Source organism: Ideonella azotifigens (assembly GCF_006519715.1).
GTDB lineage: Bacteria > Pseudomonadota > Gammaproteobacteria > Burkholderiales > Burkholderiaceae_C > Ideonella > Ideonella azotifigens.
Window position 1 is genome coordinate 1 of record NZ_VIDT01000073.1, and the last position, 14,093, is coordinate 14,093.

The 14,093-nt window shown below is 66.5% G+C and carries 12 protein-coding genes and 1 pseudogene; 4 read left to right on the top strand and 9 right to left on the bottom strand.

The window, feature by feature from the left end; translation table 11 throughout:
• Together FKP22_RS33760 and FKP22_RS07295 are read right to left on the bottom strand one after the other, a co-directional pair.
• Positions 1–129 (bottom strand): annotated as a pseudogene (locus tag FKP22_RS33760) (patatin-like phospholipase family protein); the annotation flags it as partial.
• A 129-nt stretch (positions 130–258) separates the two neighbouring features.
• On the bottom strand, positions 259–585 hold the full coding sequence (locus FKP22_RS07295; RefSeq protein ID WP_141286615.1) for a hypothetical protein: 327 nt from the start codon (positions 583–585) through the stop codon (positions 259–261).
• A 79-nt stretch (positions 586–664) separates the two neighbouring features.
• Between FKP22_RS07295 and FKP22_RS31855 the strand changes: the two genes are divergently transcribed.
• A complete protein-coding gene (locus tag FKP22_RS31855) occupies positions 665–805 on the top strand; it encodes a hypothetical protein (RefSeq protein ID WP_170200791.1) in 141 nt (46 codons plus the stop codon).
• A gap of 94 nt (positions 806–899) precedes the next feature.
• Positions 900–3,836 (top strand): excinuclease ABC subunit UvrA, encoded by a 2,937-nt coding sequence (gene uvrA, locus FKP22_RS07300; protein WP_141286617.1) that lies wholly within the window; start codon positions 900–902, stop codon positions 3,834–3,836.
• Between the two features lie 189 nt (positions 3,837–4,025).
• On the opposite strand, the gene FKP22_RS07305 is transcribed toward uvrA, so the two are convergent.
• Complete coding sequence (locus FKP22_RS07305) at positions 4,026–4,439, bottom strand: SWIB/MDM2 domain-containing protein (RefSeq protein ID WP_141286633.1); 414 nt, start codon at positions 4,437–4,439, stop codon at positions 4,026–4,028.
• Between the two features lie 361 nt (positions 4,440–4,800).
• Between FKP22_RS07305 and FKP22_RS07310 the strand changes: the two genes are divergently transcribed.
• Positions 4,801–5,154 (top strand): phage holin family protein, encoded by a 354-nt coding sequence (locus FKP22_RS07310; RefSeq protein WP_141286619.1) that lies wholly within the window; start codon positions 4,801–4,803, stop codon positions 5,152–5,154.
• Between the two features lie 131 nt (positions 5,155–5,285).
• Here the strand turns inward: FKP22_RS07310 and FKP22_RS07315 are convergent, their stop codons facing one another.
• On the bottom strand, positions 5,286–6,932 hold the full coding sequence (locus FKP22_RS07315) for a M48 family metalloprotease (protein WP_231010457.1): 1,647 nt from the start codon (positions 6,930–6,932) through the stop codon (positions 5,286–5,288).
• Between the two features lie 170 nt (positions 6,933–7,102).
• Here FKP22_RS07315 and moaC point away from each other — a divergent pair, with 170 nt between their 5' ends.
• Entirely contained in the window at positions 7,103–7,612 is a 510-nt protein-coding gene (moaC, locus tag FKP22_RS07320; RefSeq protein ID WP_141286621.1) for a cyclic pyranopterin monophosphate synthase MoaC, read from the top strand.
• Here the strand turns inward: moaC and FKP22_RS07325 are convergent.
• The 5 genes from FKP22_RS07325 to FKP22_RS07345 all read right to left on the bottom strand — a co-directional run.
• On the bottom strand, positions 7,602–9,461 hold the full coding sequence (locus FKP22_RS07325) for a PglL family O-oligosaccharyltransferase (protein ID WP_170200792.1): 1,860 nt from the start codon (positions 9,459–9,461) through the stop codon (positions 7,602–7,604). The two genes, moaC and FKP22_RS07325, sit on opposite strands and share 11 nt — an antisense overlap.
• A 97-nt stretch (positions 9,462–9,558) precedes the next feature.
• Complete coding sequence (locus tag FKP22_RS07330) at positions 9,559–11,319, bottom strand: PglL family O-oligosaccharyltransferase (RefSeq protein ID WP_141286625.1); 1,761 nt, start codon at positions 11,317–11,319, stop codon at positions 9,559–9,561.
• Between the two features lie 170 nt (positions 11,320–11,489).
• A complete protein-coding gene (locus tag FKP22_RS34355) occupies positions 11,490–11,957 on the bottom strand; it encodes a pilin (protein WP_141286627.1) in 468 nt (155 codons plus the stop codon).
• Between the two features lie 218 nt (positions 11,958–12,175).
• Positions 12,176–13,021, bottom strand: coding sequence for an MBL fold metallo-hydrolase (locus FKP22_RS07340; protein ID WP_141286629.1), 846 nt, complete (start codon positions 13,019–13,021; stop codon positions 12,176–12,178).
• Positions 13,018–14,093: adenylate/guanylate cyclase domain-containing protein (locus FKP22_RS07345; RefSeq protein WP_141286631.1), on the bottom strand; the 1,076-nt coding region annotated here is incomplete at its 5' end. The genes FKP22_RS07345 and FKP22_RS07340, both read right to left, overlap by 4 nt.

The window sequence follows — 14,093 nt, forward strand, 5'->3', positions numbered from 1 at the left end:
GCCGCTGAGCGCGGCCGGTGCCACGCGGCCATCTTCCAGCAGCCTGTCCAGCACGCCCCAGCTCAGCGCGCCATGGGCGCCGCCGCCCTGCAGGGCCAGGTTGATCGGCAACGGTTTGGCGATCTGCATGGGTGCACCTTACGTCACATGCGTGACGGGCGCCGTGAAGGGGCATGCACCGGCGCCAGAAGTGCAAACGGGCCGCACAAGGCGGCCCGCGAGGGGAAGAAGCTCAGCGCTGGGCCGAGTCGGTCGCGATCAACGCTTCTGGTCGAATTTCAGCATCCGGGCCTGGCTGCGGCGGTCGCTGCCAAAGGCGGCGGACCAGAAGGGTTCGAACTTCTGGCCTTTGTCTTCCTGCAGCGGCTCCATGCGTTGGCGGTCGCTGCGGTTGGACGTTTTTTGGGGTTGAGCTGACTTTTGCATGATGTGGTGGTCCTCGGGCACAGCTTCTGGTGGGCTCTGCGGCCCTCGCTGTCTGGCTGGCTCAACGTGAGCCGCCGACAGCTGGATGACAGCCAAGGCGTACTCCCCTGCAACTTTTTTCACGAAACGGTATCTTGCGACAAACAAGTACCAGGTCATTGGCGCAAACCCGGAGTTTTCATCGGCGCAACGCCCGCGGTCCCGAATCCTGCCGCAGGGCGCCAAGCACCTGGTCTTCATGGGCACGCTGACCGAGATCGCGCCCGGCATGGCCATGCAGCGCGAGGTGCCGGCCGTGCGCGGCGCGCCGGAGGCCGTGCCTGGTGAATTGCGGCTGATGGACGCGCGGCATTTCGACCCGTGTCCGCTGCACGCCTGAAAGCCCCGCGGGCGGCGCAGGGCTGCACGCGTCGCACGCGCTCTGTATCATGCCCGGTTGCCTTGCGATTTCCGCCGGGCGCCAGTTGCTGCGCATGCCCTTGTCGACTCCCGATTCGTCCCCGTCCGTTCCGCCATTTCCGCCCGCCAAGCCGGTCAATCCTGCCGTGGCCTTTGCCACCAAGATTTCGGTGCGTGGCGCGCGCACGCACAACCTGAAGAACATCGACCTGGACCTGCCCAAGCACGCGCTGGTGGTCATCACCGGCCTGTCGGGCTCCGGCAAGTCCAGCCTGGCCTTCGATACGCTGTATGCCGAAGGCCAGCGCCGCTATGTCGAAAGCCTGAGCGCCTACGCGCGGCAGTTCCTGCAGTTGATGGACAAGCCGGACGTGGACGTGATCGAGGGCCTGTCACCGGCCATCTCGATCGAGCAGAAGGCCACCAGCCACAACCCACGCTCCACCGTCGGCACGGTGACCGAGATCCACGACTACCTGCGCCTGCTCTACGCCCGCGCCGGTACGCCGTATTGCCCGGACCATGACCTGCCGCTGCAGGCGCAAAGCGTGGGCCAGATGGTGGACGCCGTGCTGGCGCTGCCCGAAGGCACCAAGCTGATGATCCTCGCGCCGGTGGTGCGCGACCGCAAGGGCGAGTTCGTCGAGCTGTTTGCCGACATGCAGGCGCAGGGCTATGTGCGCTTCCGGGTGGACGGGCAGATCGTCGAAGCCAGCGACCTGCCGGCGCTGAAGAAGGCCGAGAAGCACGACATCGACGTCGTGATCGACCGGCTCAAGACGCAGGACGGCATGAAGCAGCGCCTGGCCGAGAGCTTCGAGGCGGCGCTGCGCAGCGCCGAAGGCCGTGCGATTGCCTTTGAAATGGACACGGCCAAAGAGCACCTCTTCTCGGCCAAGTTCGCCTGCCCGATCTGCAGCTACTCGCTGCCGGAGCTGGAGCCGCGCCTGTTCTCGTTCAACGCGCCGATGGGCGCCTGCCCGCATTGCGACGGCCTGGGCGTGCAGACGGTGTTCGACCCGGAGCGCGTGGTCGCCTTCCCGTCGCTGTCGCTGGGCTCCGGCGCGATCAAGGGCTGGGACCGGCGCAATGCCTACACCTTCTCGATGCTGGAAAGCCTGGCCAAGCACTACAAGGTGGAGTTGGACGAACCCTTCGAGTCGCTGCCCGAGGGCTTCCGCAAGACGGTGCTGTACGGCTCTGGCGAAGACGAGATCGAGTTCATCTACGAGGCCGAAGGCAAGGGCGGCAAGATGCGCAGCGTCAAGCGCTCGCACCCGTTCGAGGGCGTGATCCCGAACTTCGAGCGGCGCTACCAGGAGACCGATTCGGTCGCGGTGCGCGAGGACCTGGCGCGCTACCAGAGCGCCAAGCCGTGCGCGCATTGCGGCGGTGCCCGTCTGCGGCGCGAGGCCCGCAACGTCTTCATTCCTGGCCAGCCCGGCAACAAGGGCCTGCCCATCTACCAGGCCGAGCACCTGACGCTGGCCGAGGCGCTGGCCTGGTTCAGCGGCCTGTCGCTCACGGGTGCCAAGGGCGAGATCGCCGACAAGGTGGTGCGCGAGATCCGCTCGCGGCTGAAGTTCCTCAATGACGTGGGCCTGAACTACCTCAGCCTGGACCGCAGCGCCGACACGCTGTCCGGCGGCGAGTCGCAGCGCATCCGCCTGGCCAGCCAGATCGGCTCCGGTCTCACCGGCGTGATGTACGTGCTGGACGAGCCCAGCATCGGCCTGCACCAGCGCGACAACGAACGCCTGATCGGCACGCTGCAGCATTTGCGCGACCTGGGCAACAGCGTGCTGGTCGTCGAGCATGACGAGGACATGATCCGCGCGGCCGACTACTGCGTGGACATGGGCCCGGGCGCCGGCAAGCACGGCGGCCATGTGATTGCTGCCGGTACGCCGGCCGAGGTCGCGGCGCACCCGGATTCATTGACCGGCCAGTACCTGGGCCGGGTGCTGCGCATCGCGGTGCCCAAGCAGCGCCGCGAGCCCGATCCGGCGCAGGTGCTGCGCATCGTCAATGCGCGTGGCAACAACCTCAAGGGCGTCACGGTCGAGCTGCCGGTGGGCCTGTTCACCTGCGTCACCGGCGTCTCGGGTTCGGGCAAGAGCACGCTGGTCAACGACACGCTCTACACCGCCGTCGCCCGCAAGCTCTACAACAGCCACGCCGAGCCGGAGGCACACGACGCGATCGAAGGCCTGGAGGCCCTCGACAAGGTCATCAATGTCGACCAGAGCCCCATCGGCCGCACGCCGCGCTCGAACCCCGCCACCTACACGGGGCTGTTCACCGCCATCCGCGAGCTGTTCGCCGAAGTGCCGGCTGCGCGCGAACGCGGCTACGGCGCGGGGCGCTTCAGCTTCAACGTGTCCGGTGGACGCTGCGAGGCCTGCCAGGGCGACGGCGTGATCAAGGTCGAGATGCACTTCCTGCCGGACGTGTACGTGCCTTGCGACGTCTGCCACGGCCGGCGCTACAACCGCGAGACGCTGGAAGTGCTCTACAAGGGCAAGAACATCGCCGCGGTGCTGGACATGACGGTGGAAGACGCGCACGCCTTCTTCAGCGCCGTGCCCACGCTGGCGCGCAAGCTGCAGACCTTGCTGGACGTGGGCCTGGGCTACATCACGCTGGGCCAGAGCGCGACCACGCTGTCCGGCGGCGAGGCGCAGCGCGTGAAGCTGGCGCTGGAGCTGAGCAAGCGCGACACCGGCCGCACGCTCTACATCCTGGATGAGCCGACCACCGGCCTGCACTTCCACGACATCCAGCTGCTGCTCAAGGTGCTGCACCAGCTGCGCGATGCCGGCAACACCATCGTCGTGATCGAGCACAACCTGGACGTCATCAAGACGGCGGACTGGTTGATCGACATGGGGCCCGAAGGCGGCTCGGGCGGTGGGCAGGTGCTGTCCGAAGGCCCGCCGGAAACCATTGCGGCCTGCGTTGGCAGCCACACCGGCCGCTTCCTGAAGCCACTGCTGGCAGAAGCCGCCTGAGATTCTTCACGGCAGGTGACGATGCCTGCAACGGCAGCGCCGCGCGTTCGCTGGGCGGCCCCGCCGTGGCCCATGCCCAGACCATGGCCATGTCGCTGCTGTTCACCGACCAAGACAGGTTTCGGAAACGAAAAAGCCGGCACGAGGCCGGCTTTCAGATGGCGTCAGGCCGTGAGGCCCGGGCCAGCTTCAGCTCAGGTGACCGTTGATCAGCTTGGTCATCTCGAACATCGAGACCTGCGGCTTCTTGAAGATCTCCTTCAGCTTGGCATCGGCATTGATCATCGTCTTTGCCGCCGGGTCTTGCAGGCCATTCTTCTTGATGTACTCCCAGACCTTCTTGGTCACCTCGGTGCGCGGCATCGGCTTGTCGCCGATCACGGCGGCCAGCGTAGCGCTGGGCGTCATGGCCTTCATGAAGGCTGCATTCGGGGTGCGCTTCTTGGCAGGAGCAGCAGCGGCCTTCTTGGCCGGTGCTGCCTTTGCCGGAGCGGCGGCCTTGACGGGCGCTGCCTTCTTCGCAGGGGCAGCCTTCGCGGGAGCGGCGGCCTTCTTTGCCGGGGCGGCCTTGGTGGCCGGAGCGGCCTTCTTCGCAGTTGCCATTTGGATTCTCTCCATCAAAAAAAAGTTGATGTGCCGGGCCTGGGCGAAAGCCGCATGAGCTTTCGATCCTCTGCAGTGCCACAGCGGCTGGAATGGTAATGCCTGCACGGGGGGCTGAGAAGCCGTTTTCCCTCGTAAACCCAGCTTTCTCCCCAGGTAAATCGCCTTTTTTGCCGCCCTGCAACGCCTGAGCGGCATTTGCCCCGCAAAACACATACGGTCATGGGTATTTTCTCGGGGGAAACACGGTTTTCGCTGCTCGGGACGCCATTCGGCGGCGTTTGACCCTGTCTAGACAAGTCGGTCGGCTGCGGCTTGACCGCACAATGGCCACCTCTCGACAGCACTTGAGGCACATGTCATGAAGCTCTTGGTTCGCTGGCTGCTGTTGGCCGCCGCCTTGCTGCTGGTTGCCAATCTCTACGGCGGCGTCAGCGTGGCGAGTTTTGGCAGCGCAATGGTCGCCGCGCTGGTGCTGGGCCTGTTCAACACGCTGGTGCGGCCGCTGCTGGTGCTGCTGACCCTGCCGGTCACGCTGTTGACGCTGGGCCTGTTCCTGTTCGTCATCAACGCGCTGATGTTCTATTGGGCCGCGTCGCTGCTGCAGGGCTTCAACGTCGCCGGCTTCAGCGCCGCGCTGATCGGCTCTCTGCTCTACAGCCTGTGCGGCATGGTGATCGACGTCGCGATCGAGGCGCTCTTCAACCGCGATTGAAGGGGGGCGGGTCGCTTCGCGGGCCTTCAGCCGGTCGCCGCCGGGCCGCTCCCAAGGCGGCCGGCCAACCCGCTTGGCGGGTGGTCTCGTGTACCCGCGAGGCCGGGTGCGCCATTCCACGGGTGCTCCATCTAGTCCCGTTCCAGGAGCATCCTTCTTCGCTCGGCCTCCAGGTCCCGCAGACGCGACTGGATGATGGAACTCTCGACGTAATCGGAGCCCGGGTCTTCCTTGGCGATGCGCTGGGCCACGCGGAAGCGGTCCACGGCGCCCAGCACGTCGCCTACCGCCGCGGCGGCTTCCGCGTCCGCGCGCAGCGCACGCAGGCGCTGTCCCTGGGCATTGGCACATTGCGACAGCGCCAGCCAAGCCAGTGCGTCCTGCTTGTGCTCGGTGACCCAGGTCTGCAGCGCCTCCATGCTGTTGCGCAGGGCTGCAGGCGCTGCCGCGTCGCCTGCGCGTTGCCAGGCTTGTGCAGCCTGGGCGCGTGCCAGCAGGTTGGGCCGGGAGTTGTCGTTGCCCAGGCTGTCCAGCGCGGCGGTCAGCGATTCGGCCGGCTTGCCCGAATTGCCCTCGATCTCCAGGCGCAGCAACGCGAAGTCACGCGCGGCAACCGGTTCACGTGCGTATTGCCGCTTGGCCAGTTCCAGTCCGCTGTCCGCCAGGCGCAGCGCCTGCGGGAAGTCGCGCAGCCGCATCGAGGCCATCGCGCCGGCGTAGATCGCACCCAGCCTGGCTTCGTCGACTGCGGGTGAGCCGGGGCTGGCAACGGTCTGCAGCTTGCGAAGCGCGGGCTCTGCGCCGTCCATCAGCACCCGTGCGCGCGCCTGCATCAGCGCGTGCACGGCCAGGCTGGGCGGGCGGGTGGACGGGTTGCTGTTCATGCGCAGGCGGGCTTCGCTGATGCGCTCGATGGTCAGCGGGTGGCTGCGCAGGTAGGGGTACTGGTTGCTGTCATTCAGCCGTGAGCTGGACTCCAGCTTCTCGAACATGCCGGCCATGCCGGCGGACGCGAAGCCGGCAGAGCTCATCAGTTGCAGGCCGATGCGGTCGGCCTCGCGCTCCATCTCGCGCGAGAAGTTCAGCTGGCCCTGCGCCGCGGCCGCCTGGCTGCCGATGATCACGGCGTTCGCTGCGTCCACGCTGCGCGCCCGTGTGGCGGCAATCATGCCCAGCACCAGGCCGGCAACGGTCGCGATGCTCTGGTGCTGTGCGTTGACCATGCTGCGGCCGATGTGGCGCTGCGTGATGTGCGTCAGTTCATGGCCCAGCACCGAGGCGAGCTCGTCGCTGTTGGCGGTCATCGCGATCAGGCCCAGGTGCACGCCGACATAGCCGCCGGGCAGTGCAAAGGCGTTGATCGAGCGGTCCAGCACCTGGAAGGTCTCGAACGGGAAGTTAGTGTCCTGCTCGGCGCTGATGTTGCCGCGGTTGCGGGCGGCGTTCAGCAGTGGCTGCCAGATCGAGTTCAGATAGTCGCTGAGCAGCGGGTCGTCCAGGTACTCCGGGTCGTGGCGGATCTCGCGCATGATGCGCTCGCCCAGCCGGCGCTCGTCCATGATGTCGAAGTCGCTGGAGACGGAATCGCCGAGCGCCGGCAGGTTGACCTGCGCCATCGCCTGCAAAGGCTGGCCTTGCGGGCCGCCGCTGGTCCACAGCAGCGAGCACAGCGCAGCCAGAGCCAGCGTTCGGGCCAGCGGGCGCAGCCGGAATGCCGGGGACAGCGAAGGCTGGCGCAGGGAGTGCGCAAGCGCGGGCGTGGGCTCACGGGAAGTCACGCGGGAGATCTGACGGAAAGGCAACAACACCATCCTTCGCAGCGGGCCGGGGTCTGAGGCAGACCTGCGCCGCCCTGAAAAAGTTCGCCCGCTATCATCGCACCGACTTGTCACCCGCCTGTTGCGGCCTGCCCCCGAGCCTGACAAGGCATTGCCGCACAAAGCCCCCGATGCCAGACACCGACTCCCCGCTGACGCACTTCGACGCCCAGGGCCAGGCCCACATGGTCGACGTGGCCGCCAAGCCCGAAACCCACCGCGTGGCCCGCGCCACCGGCCGCATCCGCATGCTGCCAGCCACGCTGGCGCTGATCGCCAGCGGCCAGGCCAAGAAGGGTGACGTGCTGGGCATCGCCCGCATCGCGGCGATCCAGGGCGCCAAGCGCACGTCCGAGCTGGTGCCTTTGTGCCACCCGCTGCCGCTGACCCGCGTGGCCGTCAGCTTCGAGCTGGACGATCCAGGCAGCGCCGTGCATTGCACCGTGGTGGCCGAAACCGTCGGCCGCACCGGGGTCGAGATGGAAGCGCTGACCGCCGTGCAGGTCGGCCTGCTGACGATCTACGACATGTGCAAGGCAGCCGACCGTGGCATGGTCATGGAAGGCATCCAGCTGCTGGAAAAGCAGGGTGGCAAGAGCGGCCACTGGACAGCCGACCCGGCTGCCTCGCTCAAGGCTTGAAGTCGCGCCAGGTCAAGGCCTTGCCGGGCGCGGTGCACTGGAACGGCAGTGCCGCGCCTTCCGCTGGCGGCGCATTGCACACGGCGAAGAAGTCGTCCGATGCCGGATTGTGGAACTCGCGCAGCCGTTCGGCCAGGTAACGCGCCTTGTCCACATGGCCGGACTCGTTCAGCGCCTTGGCCCAGGCCAGCATCAGGCGCGTGTCCAGCAGCGAATGGGTGGTCGCGGCAAATGCGCCCATCGCTGACGACGGCGGCTCGGCGGTGGTCGCGGCCGCGTAGTCCGCATGGTGCGAGAACAGCCAGGACGACTGGCCAATCGAGATGCGCTCCGGCAGCGACAGCGTGCTGCTGCCCGGCGCGTAGATCGCCGAGACGCGGCGATAGTCCCAGTACCCGAACAGCGCGCCCGCCAGCATCAGGGCGCCCATCATCGGCAGCAGCCAGCGCCGGGCGAAGGACAGCGGTGCAGCAGGCGCAGCAAAGGCCCGTGATTCGGCCCACAGTGACGAAGGTGCATGGGTCGAGGCCTGCACGCTGTCTGGCGTGGTGGCAGGCGGCGATGCGAAGTATTCGCTGTCGCCTGCCGCTGGCAGCGGCACCGTTGGCTGGCGCAGCGCATGGCCCAGCGCCCAGGCCGTGGGCAGCAGGAAGTAGGCGTACCAGAGCGGGTACTCCAGCATGCTGTGCAGCCCCGCCAGCAGCACCATCACCAGTGCTGCGCGCGCGCCTGTGCCCGCGGCGCCAGGCGCGGACCAGCAGCGCTGGAAGCACTGCACCAGCGTCCAGACCAGCAAGCCGGTCAGCAGCAGCGCCGCCGGAATGCCCAGCTCCACCGCGAACTGCAGCAGCAGGTTGTGCGTGTGGTCGAAGAAGGCCACCGGCCGGCCGGGAAACGGCGTCAGCGTCCACGCGAAATTAAACTGGCCAAAACCCACGCCGGTCCACGGGTTCGCCGCGATCAGCTTCAGCGTGTTGCCCCAGATGCCAAAGCGCGAGGCCGACAGGTCGCTTTCGCCCAGCCTCGCCTCGCCGCCGAAGGTGTGGGCCGTTTCGTGTGCCCAGCCGGCCATGAACAACCACCAGAGGAAATAGGCCACCGGTGCCGCCACCAGGGCCCAGCGCACCGGTTTGCGCAGCCGCCGGTCCAGCAAGCCCCACAAAGCCAGCAGCACCACACCCACCAGCCCAGTGCGCGAAGCCGTCAGCACCACGGCCAGCACCATCAGGTTGCCAAGCGCTGCCGCCGCCGCTCCCGGCAGCCGCCACCCTAGCACCCGCCCGGCATCAGCCTGCGGCACCAGCGCAATCAAGCCCCAGAGCAGCAAGGTGCTCAGGTGATTCGGCTGCCGCAGATTGCCTACCGCCCGCCCCACCAGCCCGGATTTGGCGATCCAGCCCGAGCCCTCGGTCCAGCTCGGCAGGAACACCTGGATCAGCGCGATCAAGCCGCTCAGCACGCCTGCCAGCAGCACGCCCGCCAGCACTGGCCACAGCAAAGGCCCGTCCACCGTGCCGTCGTCCGCCTGCGCCGCGAGCATGACCGTCGCAGCGCAGGCGAGCAACAGCGTTGCGGACAGCGCCATCGAGTCCGGCAGCATGCCGAACCAGGAAACCGCGACCCCGGCCGCCAGGATGGCCAGCATCCCCAACGGCAAGGCCAACGCACCCAGGCTGCTGCGCCGTGGCCCACTGTCCAGCAGCCACAACACCGCGCCCCAACCGAAAACGGCCAGCAACTGGTTCAGCAGCGTGGAGGAGGGGCTGAGGGAGTAGGAGAGGAGGGAGGGGGCGGTGAGGGCGAAAACAGCTGCCAGATGCAGCGGCAGTGACGCGAGCGGGCGATTCATGGGTGCGCTGAAAAGCAAGTACGGCGCATTGTCACTGGCCGCGCGGCCTTGGACTTCAAGATATGGCTCGGGTCCGCTGTCGTCGCAAACTTCTACCTCACCGCAAGAACTCTTTCCAAGTGTGTGGTTGGCTCGACGGTTCACATTGAAAGGGCTTGGTCGCCACTGCCGAGTTGCTGCATTGAGAGAAGAACGCCTGCGACTCTGAGTCGGGAAACTCTCGCAGTCGTTCTGCCAGATAGTGCGCCTTGTCAGTTTGTCCCGCAGCATCCAATGCATTGGCCCAAGCCTTCATCAAAGGAGGGTCCAACATGACTGGTGCAGCGTTGCTGAACAGCGCCATGGCAGGCGCGGGCGGCTCGGCTTTGAGGGCTGCTGCATAGTCGGCAAAGTAGCTGAAGACCACACTGGATTGGCCACGGGAAATTCGCTGTGCTTGCGTCAAGGTGCTGTCGCTGGGTTGGTAAATGGCCGCGACACTTCGGTAGTCCCATTGCAGCCACAGTGACCCAGCCACCATGACCAGGCCCGACGCAACAACACCGACTTTGGGGTGTGCCTGCTCTGTTGGTGATACGGCTGTGTTGATTGGTTGGCGCAGGCAAAGCCCCCAAGCCCAGGCCGTTGGAAATAGAAAGTAGTTGTACCAAAGCGGGTATTCCAGCAGGCTGTGCAACCCAATCACCAGCAACATCATGAACACCGCGCGGGCCGCCACCCCTTCGTCGCCAGCCGTCCGCCAAGTGCGTTTTGCTGCCTGCCAAATTGCCCAACCCAATAAGCTCATCAGCAACAATGCCCCCGGCAAACCCAACTCAACAGCCAAGTGCAGGGGCAGGTTATGGGCGTGATCAAAAAGCTCACCCGAACGATCGGAAAACGGTGTGAGCATCCACGCCATGCCGAACTCGCCAAACCCTGTCCCTCGCCAAGGGTGCGACTGGATCAGCGTCAGCGCGTTATGCCAGAGCTCGTAGCGGCTGGTGGCCAACGCTTGTGCGCCGCCCTCACCCATGCGCACTTCGCCCCAGAAAAAGTAGCCTGTCCAACGCGCCCACCAGGCAACAAGGCACCAGCAAGCCAAATACATCAAGGGCGAGGCCAACAAGCCGATTCGGACTTTGCCATCCAGGCGCCTATCGGCAGCCCCCCAAATGGCCAAGACAAAGAGGCCCAGTGCGCCGGTCCTTGAGGCGGTGAGTACCAGCGCCAAGATCAGAAGCGCGCCAATGGGTGCTGCTGCAAGCCACGACACCCGGCGTCCAAACCAGCGCTTCGTGTGGGCCATGGGCACCCAAGCAACCAGGCCCCACAGCAACACGCTGGACAGGTGGTTGGGCTGACGCAAATTGCCGACAGCACGCCCCGCGTAATCTGGATTCAGGGCGGCAATGAAAGTGCCATCGACCCATTCGGGCGCGAAGACCTGCACGCAGGCCAACACGGCACTCAGGCTGGCCACCACCAGCATGGCGCCCGCAAACGTGTGCCCATCACTTTGCACGCGTGGCGCAGCCGCCGCCCCAGGCTGAGACGCCAATGCGACCAAGCCCGCGGCCATGAGCAGGCTGCCCAGTGCCTGCACCGCCAGTCCGAATGGCAAGCTTTGATGCCACGACCAAACCACCGCCGCACACAGCCCCGCCAGCGCGATCAGCAAGACCGTGGCAGGGCGCGCGCGCAGGGTTTGCATCGGTGCGGCGCCCTTGAGCATGCAGACGGTCCCCCATCCCGCAGCGGCCAGCAACTGATTCACCAGCGTGGTGGCAGGTGGCGCGTTGAACGCGACCAAGATGGGCGCTGCCAGCACCAAGGTCAGGATCAAGCCTTCGACAGGGGCACGCGATTCGACGCTCAATGGTATCTTCCCAGGTGGGCTGCGGCTTAGGCTGATTGAGCGGGCGATGCCGACCCCAATGCAGCAGAAAACCGTCGCCTGAAACAAAACCGCCCCAGCGCGCAAACGCTGGGGCGGTAGCGGGGAGAAGCCTGAAACCTTCAGCGCATCTCCGTTAAAGCCGCGCTATATCAGCGGCCCGAGCCGCGGATGTATTTGTCCGTGATCGTGTCAGTTGCCGTCTTGAGGCAGGTGATGTTGCCGCCTGTATCGATCGCGCAATCCGCGTTGTATTTCAGGCCCCCCACTTCAGCCTTGCCGTTAAAGGCGATGTTCACCTTGCCCGGGGTCGTGCCGCTGCTTGCGGTGCCGACCAGCACGACTTTGTCGCCGTACTTCGGAGTGGGCAGTTCCGAGCCAGCGAAGCCAAAGTTCCCGAGCTTCGTCTCATCGTCGCAGGACTGGCCGTCACCTGCGTTGTCATTCAGGCAGGTCTTGATCGCGGTTTTGAGGCCTTCCAAGTCAGACAGATTGGAACCCCACTTGCCCTTGGTGATGTAGTCCTGATAAGCCGGCAGCGCAACGGCGGCCAGGATGCCGATGATCGCCACGACGATCATCAATTCGATGAGGGTAAAACCTTGTTGAACGCGCTTCATGGGTTGACTCCTGAGAGGTCTGGAAACTGACTGACGGATGTGACCGGCGGGAAGGTGCCGGAGGTGTTTTGCACTCAGTCTTATGCGAGCGGCGTGCCAGCTTGTTTGGCCGGTTTTCAGCCTGCTTTTCTGACGATTCGGGTCACCTGCCGGTATTGGTTCCGCTTTCGCGGCGGGTGTGGGTGACCAAAAGTGTCAGGCTGCCGTGCCTGGTCGTGTCAGGCCAGCGCAATGACCTGGCCGGCCTGAAGGGTCTGCAGGCACATGCTGGGCAGTCGGGCGGCGAGGTCGGCCAGCACGGCTTGGGTTTCGCCGGGCTTGATGTGGGTAAGCATGACCTGCAGGCCGGCCGGGACGTGTTGCAGTTCGGCGGCCAGCGTGGACGGGCAGTGGTGCAGCGCGTCGGCGGCGATGGCGCGGTCGCGTTCCGGGAAGGCGATCTCGATCACCAGATGGCTCATCGGTCTGCCGCGCAGGGTTTCCCACAGCGGCGGGTTCGGACCGGTGTCGCCGGTGTAGACCCACAGCGGGCCGCCGGGTTGGGTGGAAACGGCGTAGCCGACCGCGGGCACGCTGTGGCGGGCCGGTAGCACTTCGATCTGGCGGGCCTTGGCGCCCAGCGTCAGGACCTGGCCGACCTGCAACGGCTGCAGCGCCAGCACCGGGCTTTCGGCGCTGGGCAGGCGGGTGAAGTCCGGCCAGAGCAGGTTGTTGAAGACGTGCTGGCGCAGCACGGCCAGGGTTTCCGGCAACGCGTGCAGTTGGATGGGTGGGCGGCCGGCGCGGCGGCGCATCACGGTGTCGGCCAGCAGCGGCACGCCTAGCACATGGTCCAGGTGCGAGTGGCTGAGCAGGATGTGGTCGATGCGGGTGAGTTCGTCCAGCGTCAGGTCACCAACGCCGGTGCCGGCGTCGATCAACACGTCGTCGTCTAGCAGGAAGGCGGTGGTGCGGCAGCCCTGGGCGATGGAGCCGGAGCAACCGAGGACGCGAACGTGGGCTGTTGCAGCCTCCGCTGGGAGGGACTGAGCGCCGCCTGCGGGCGACCGTGCGGGGGCGCTCATGTCGCCGATGCGGACGCCGGCGGCTCGTCCACGTTGGCGCGAAGCCGGGTTTCGAGCGACGCGCAGAGCGCGGCCAGCACGGTGTTCAGCGCCGTGGGGGCGGGGGAAGCCAGGGGGGTGGGAATGTCAGCGGCGCGCAAGGCAGTGAGGTCGGCCAGCAGGGCCAGAGCTTGGGCAGCATGGTGGGTGCGGACGGCGGCTTGCGCAAGCGCCCAAGTTTGCAGTTGAAGCGCCTGCGCGGGTGTGGGCGGACTGGCGGTGCCAGCGAGCGTGAAAACCGTCACGCTTTGCTGGCGGCCCCGGACTTGGGTTTGATCGACCTCAAGCCACGCCGCGCCGGCGGGTGCGGGGCCGCAAGCGGCTTGTGTGCTGCTTGCGACCAGCAGCGGTGCGCCGAGTTCACGCGTCAGCGCTTCGAGGCGGGCGGCGAGGTTCACGGCGTCGCCGACTGCCGTGTAGCTGCGCCGCAGCGCCGAGCCCAGGTCGCCCACGCAGACCACGCCGCTGGCCAGGCCGATGCCAAAGCGGATGGCAGGCAAACCTTGGTCGCGCAGCCGCTGGTTCAGCGGTTCCGCGGCCTGGCGCAGGTCCCAGGCCGCAGCCACGGCGCGTTGCGCATGGTCGGGCTGGGCTTGTGGCGCGCCCCAGAAGGCCATCACCGCGTCGCCAATGAACTTGTCCAGCGTGCCGCCGTGCGCATGCACGACCTGGGTCACGGTGGAGAAGTAGTGGTTCAGCAGGTCGCGCAAGGCCAGCGGCGGCAGTTGTTCAGACAGCGCGGTGAAACCTTGCAGGTCGCAGAACAGCAGCGTCAGCTCTCGGTTCTCGGCTTGCAGTGTTTGCTGCTGCGCCGGGTCGCGGGCGAGTTCCTGCGCCAGCGCGCGGGCGCGTTCGGGCGGCAGGTATTGGTCGAACAGCTGCAGCAGCGAGCGGCGGTTGCGCCATTCGCCCAGGTAGTTCTGGCCGACCAACAGCGCGGCCAGCATTGCGCCCAGCAGCACCGCGCTGGCGACCGGCAGCACCAATGCCAGGCCGGCGTACAGCGCGGCATTGGCCGCCAGCAGCAAGGCCA

Coding starts and splice junctions, on each gene's coding strand:
- FKP22_RS07295 (WP_141286615.1), bottom strand. CDS start 585: ATGACCTGGTACTTGTTTGTCGCAAGATACCGTTTCGTGAAAAAAGTT.
- FKP22_RS31855 (WP_170200791.1), top strand. CDS start 665: ATGGGCACGCTGACCGAGATCGCGCCCGGCATGGCCATGCAGCGCGAG.
- uvrA (WP_141286617.1), top strand. CDS start 900: ATGCCCTTGTCGACTCCCGATTCGTCCCCGTCCGTTCCGCCATTTCCG.
- FKP22_RS07305 (WP_141286633.1), bottom strand. CDS start 4,439: ATGGCAACTGCGAAGAAGGCCGCTCCGGCCACCAAGGCCGCCCCGGCA.
- FKP22_RS07310 (WP_141286619.1), top strand. CDS start 4,801: ATGAAGCTCTTGGTTCGCTGGCTGCTGTTGGCCGCCGCCTTGCTGCTG.
- moaC (WP_141286621.1), top strand. CDS start 7,103: ATGCCAGACACCGACTCCCCGCTGACGCACTTCGACGCCCAGGGCCAG.
- FKP22_RS07325 (WP_170200792.1), bottom strand. CDS start 9,461: ATGAATCGCCCGCTCGCGTCACTGCCGCTGCATCTGGCAGCTGTTTTC.
- FKP22_RS34355 (WP_141286627.1), bottom strand. CDS start 11,957: ATGAAGCGCGTTCAACAAGGTTTTACCCTCATCGAATTGATGATCGTC.
- FKP22_RS07340 (WP_141286629.1), bottom strand. CDS start 13,021: ATGAGCGCCCCCGCACGGTCGCCCGCAGGCGGCGCTCAGTCCCTCCCA.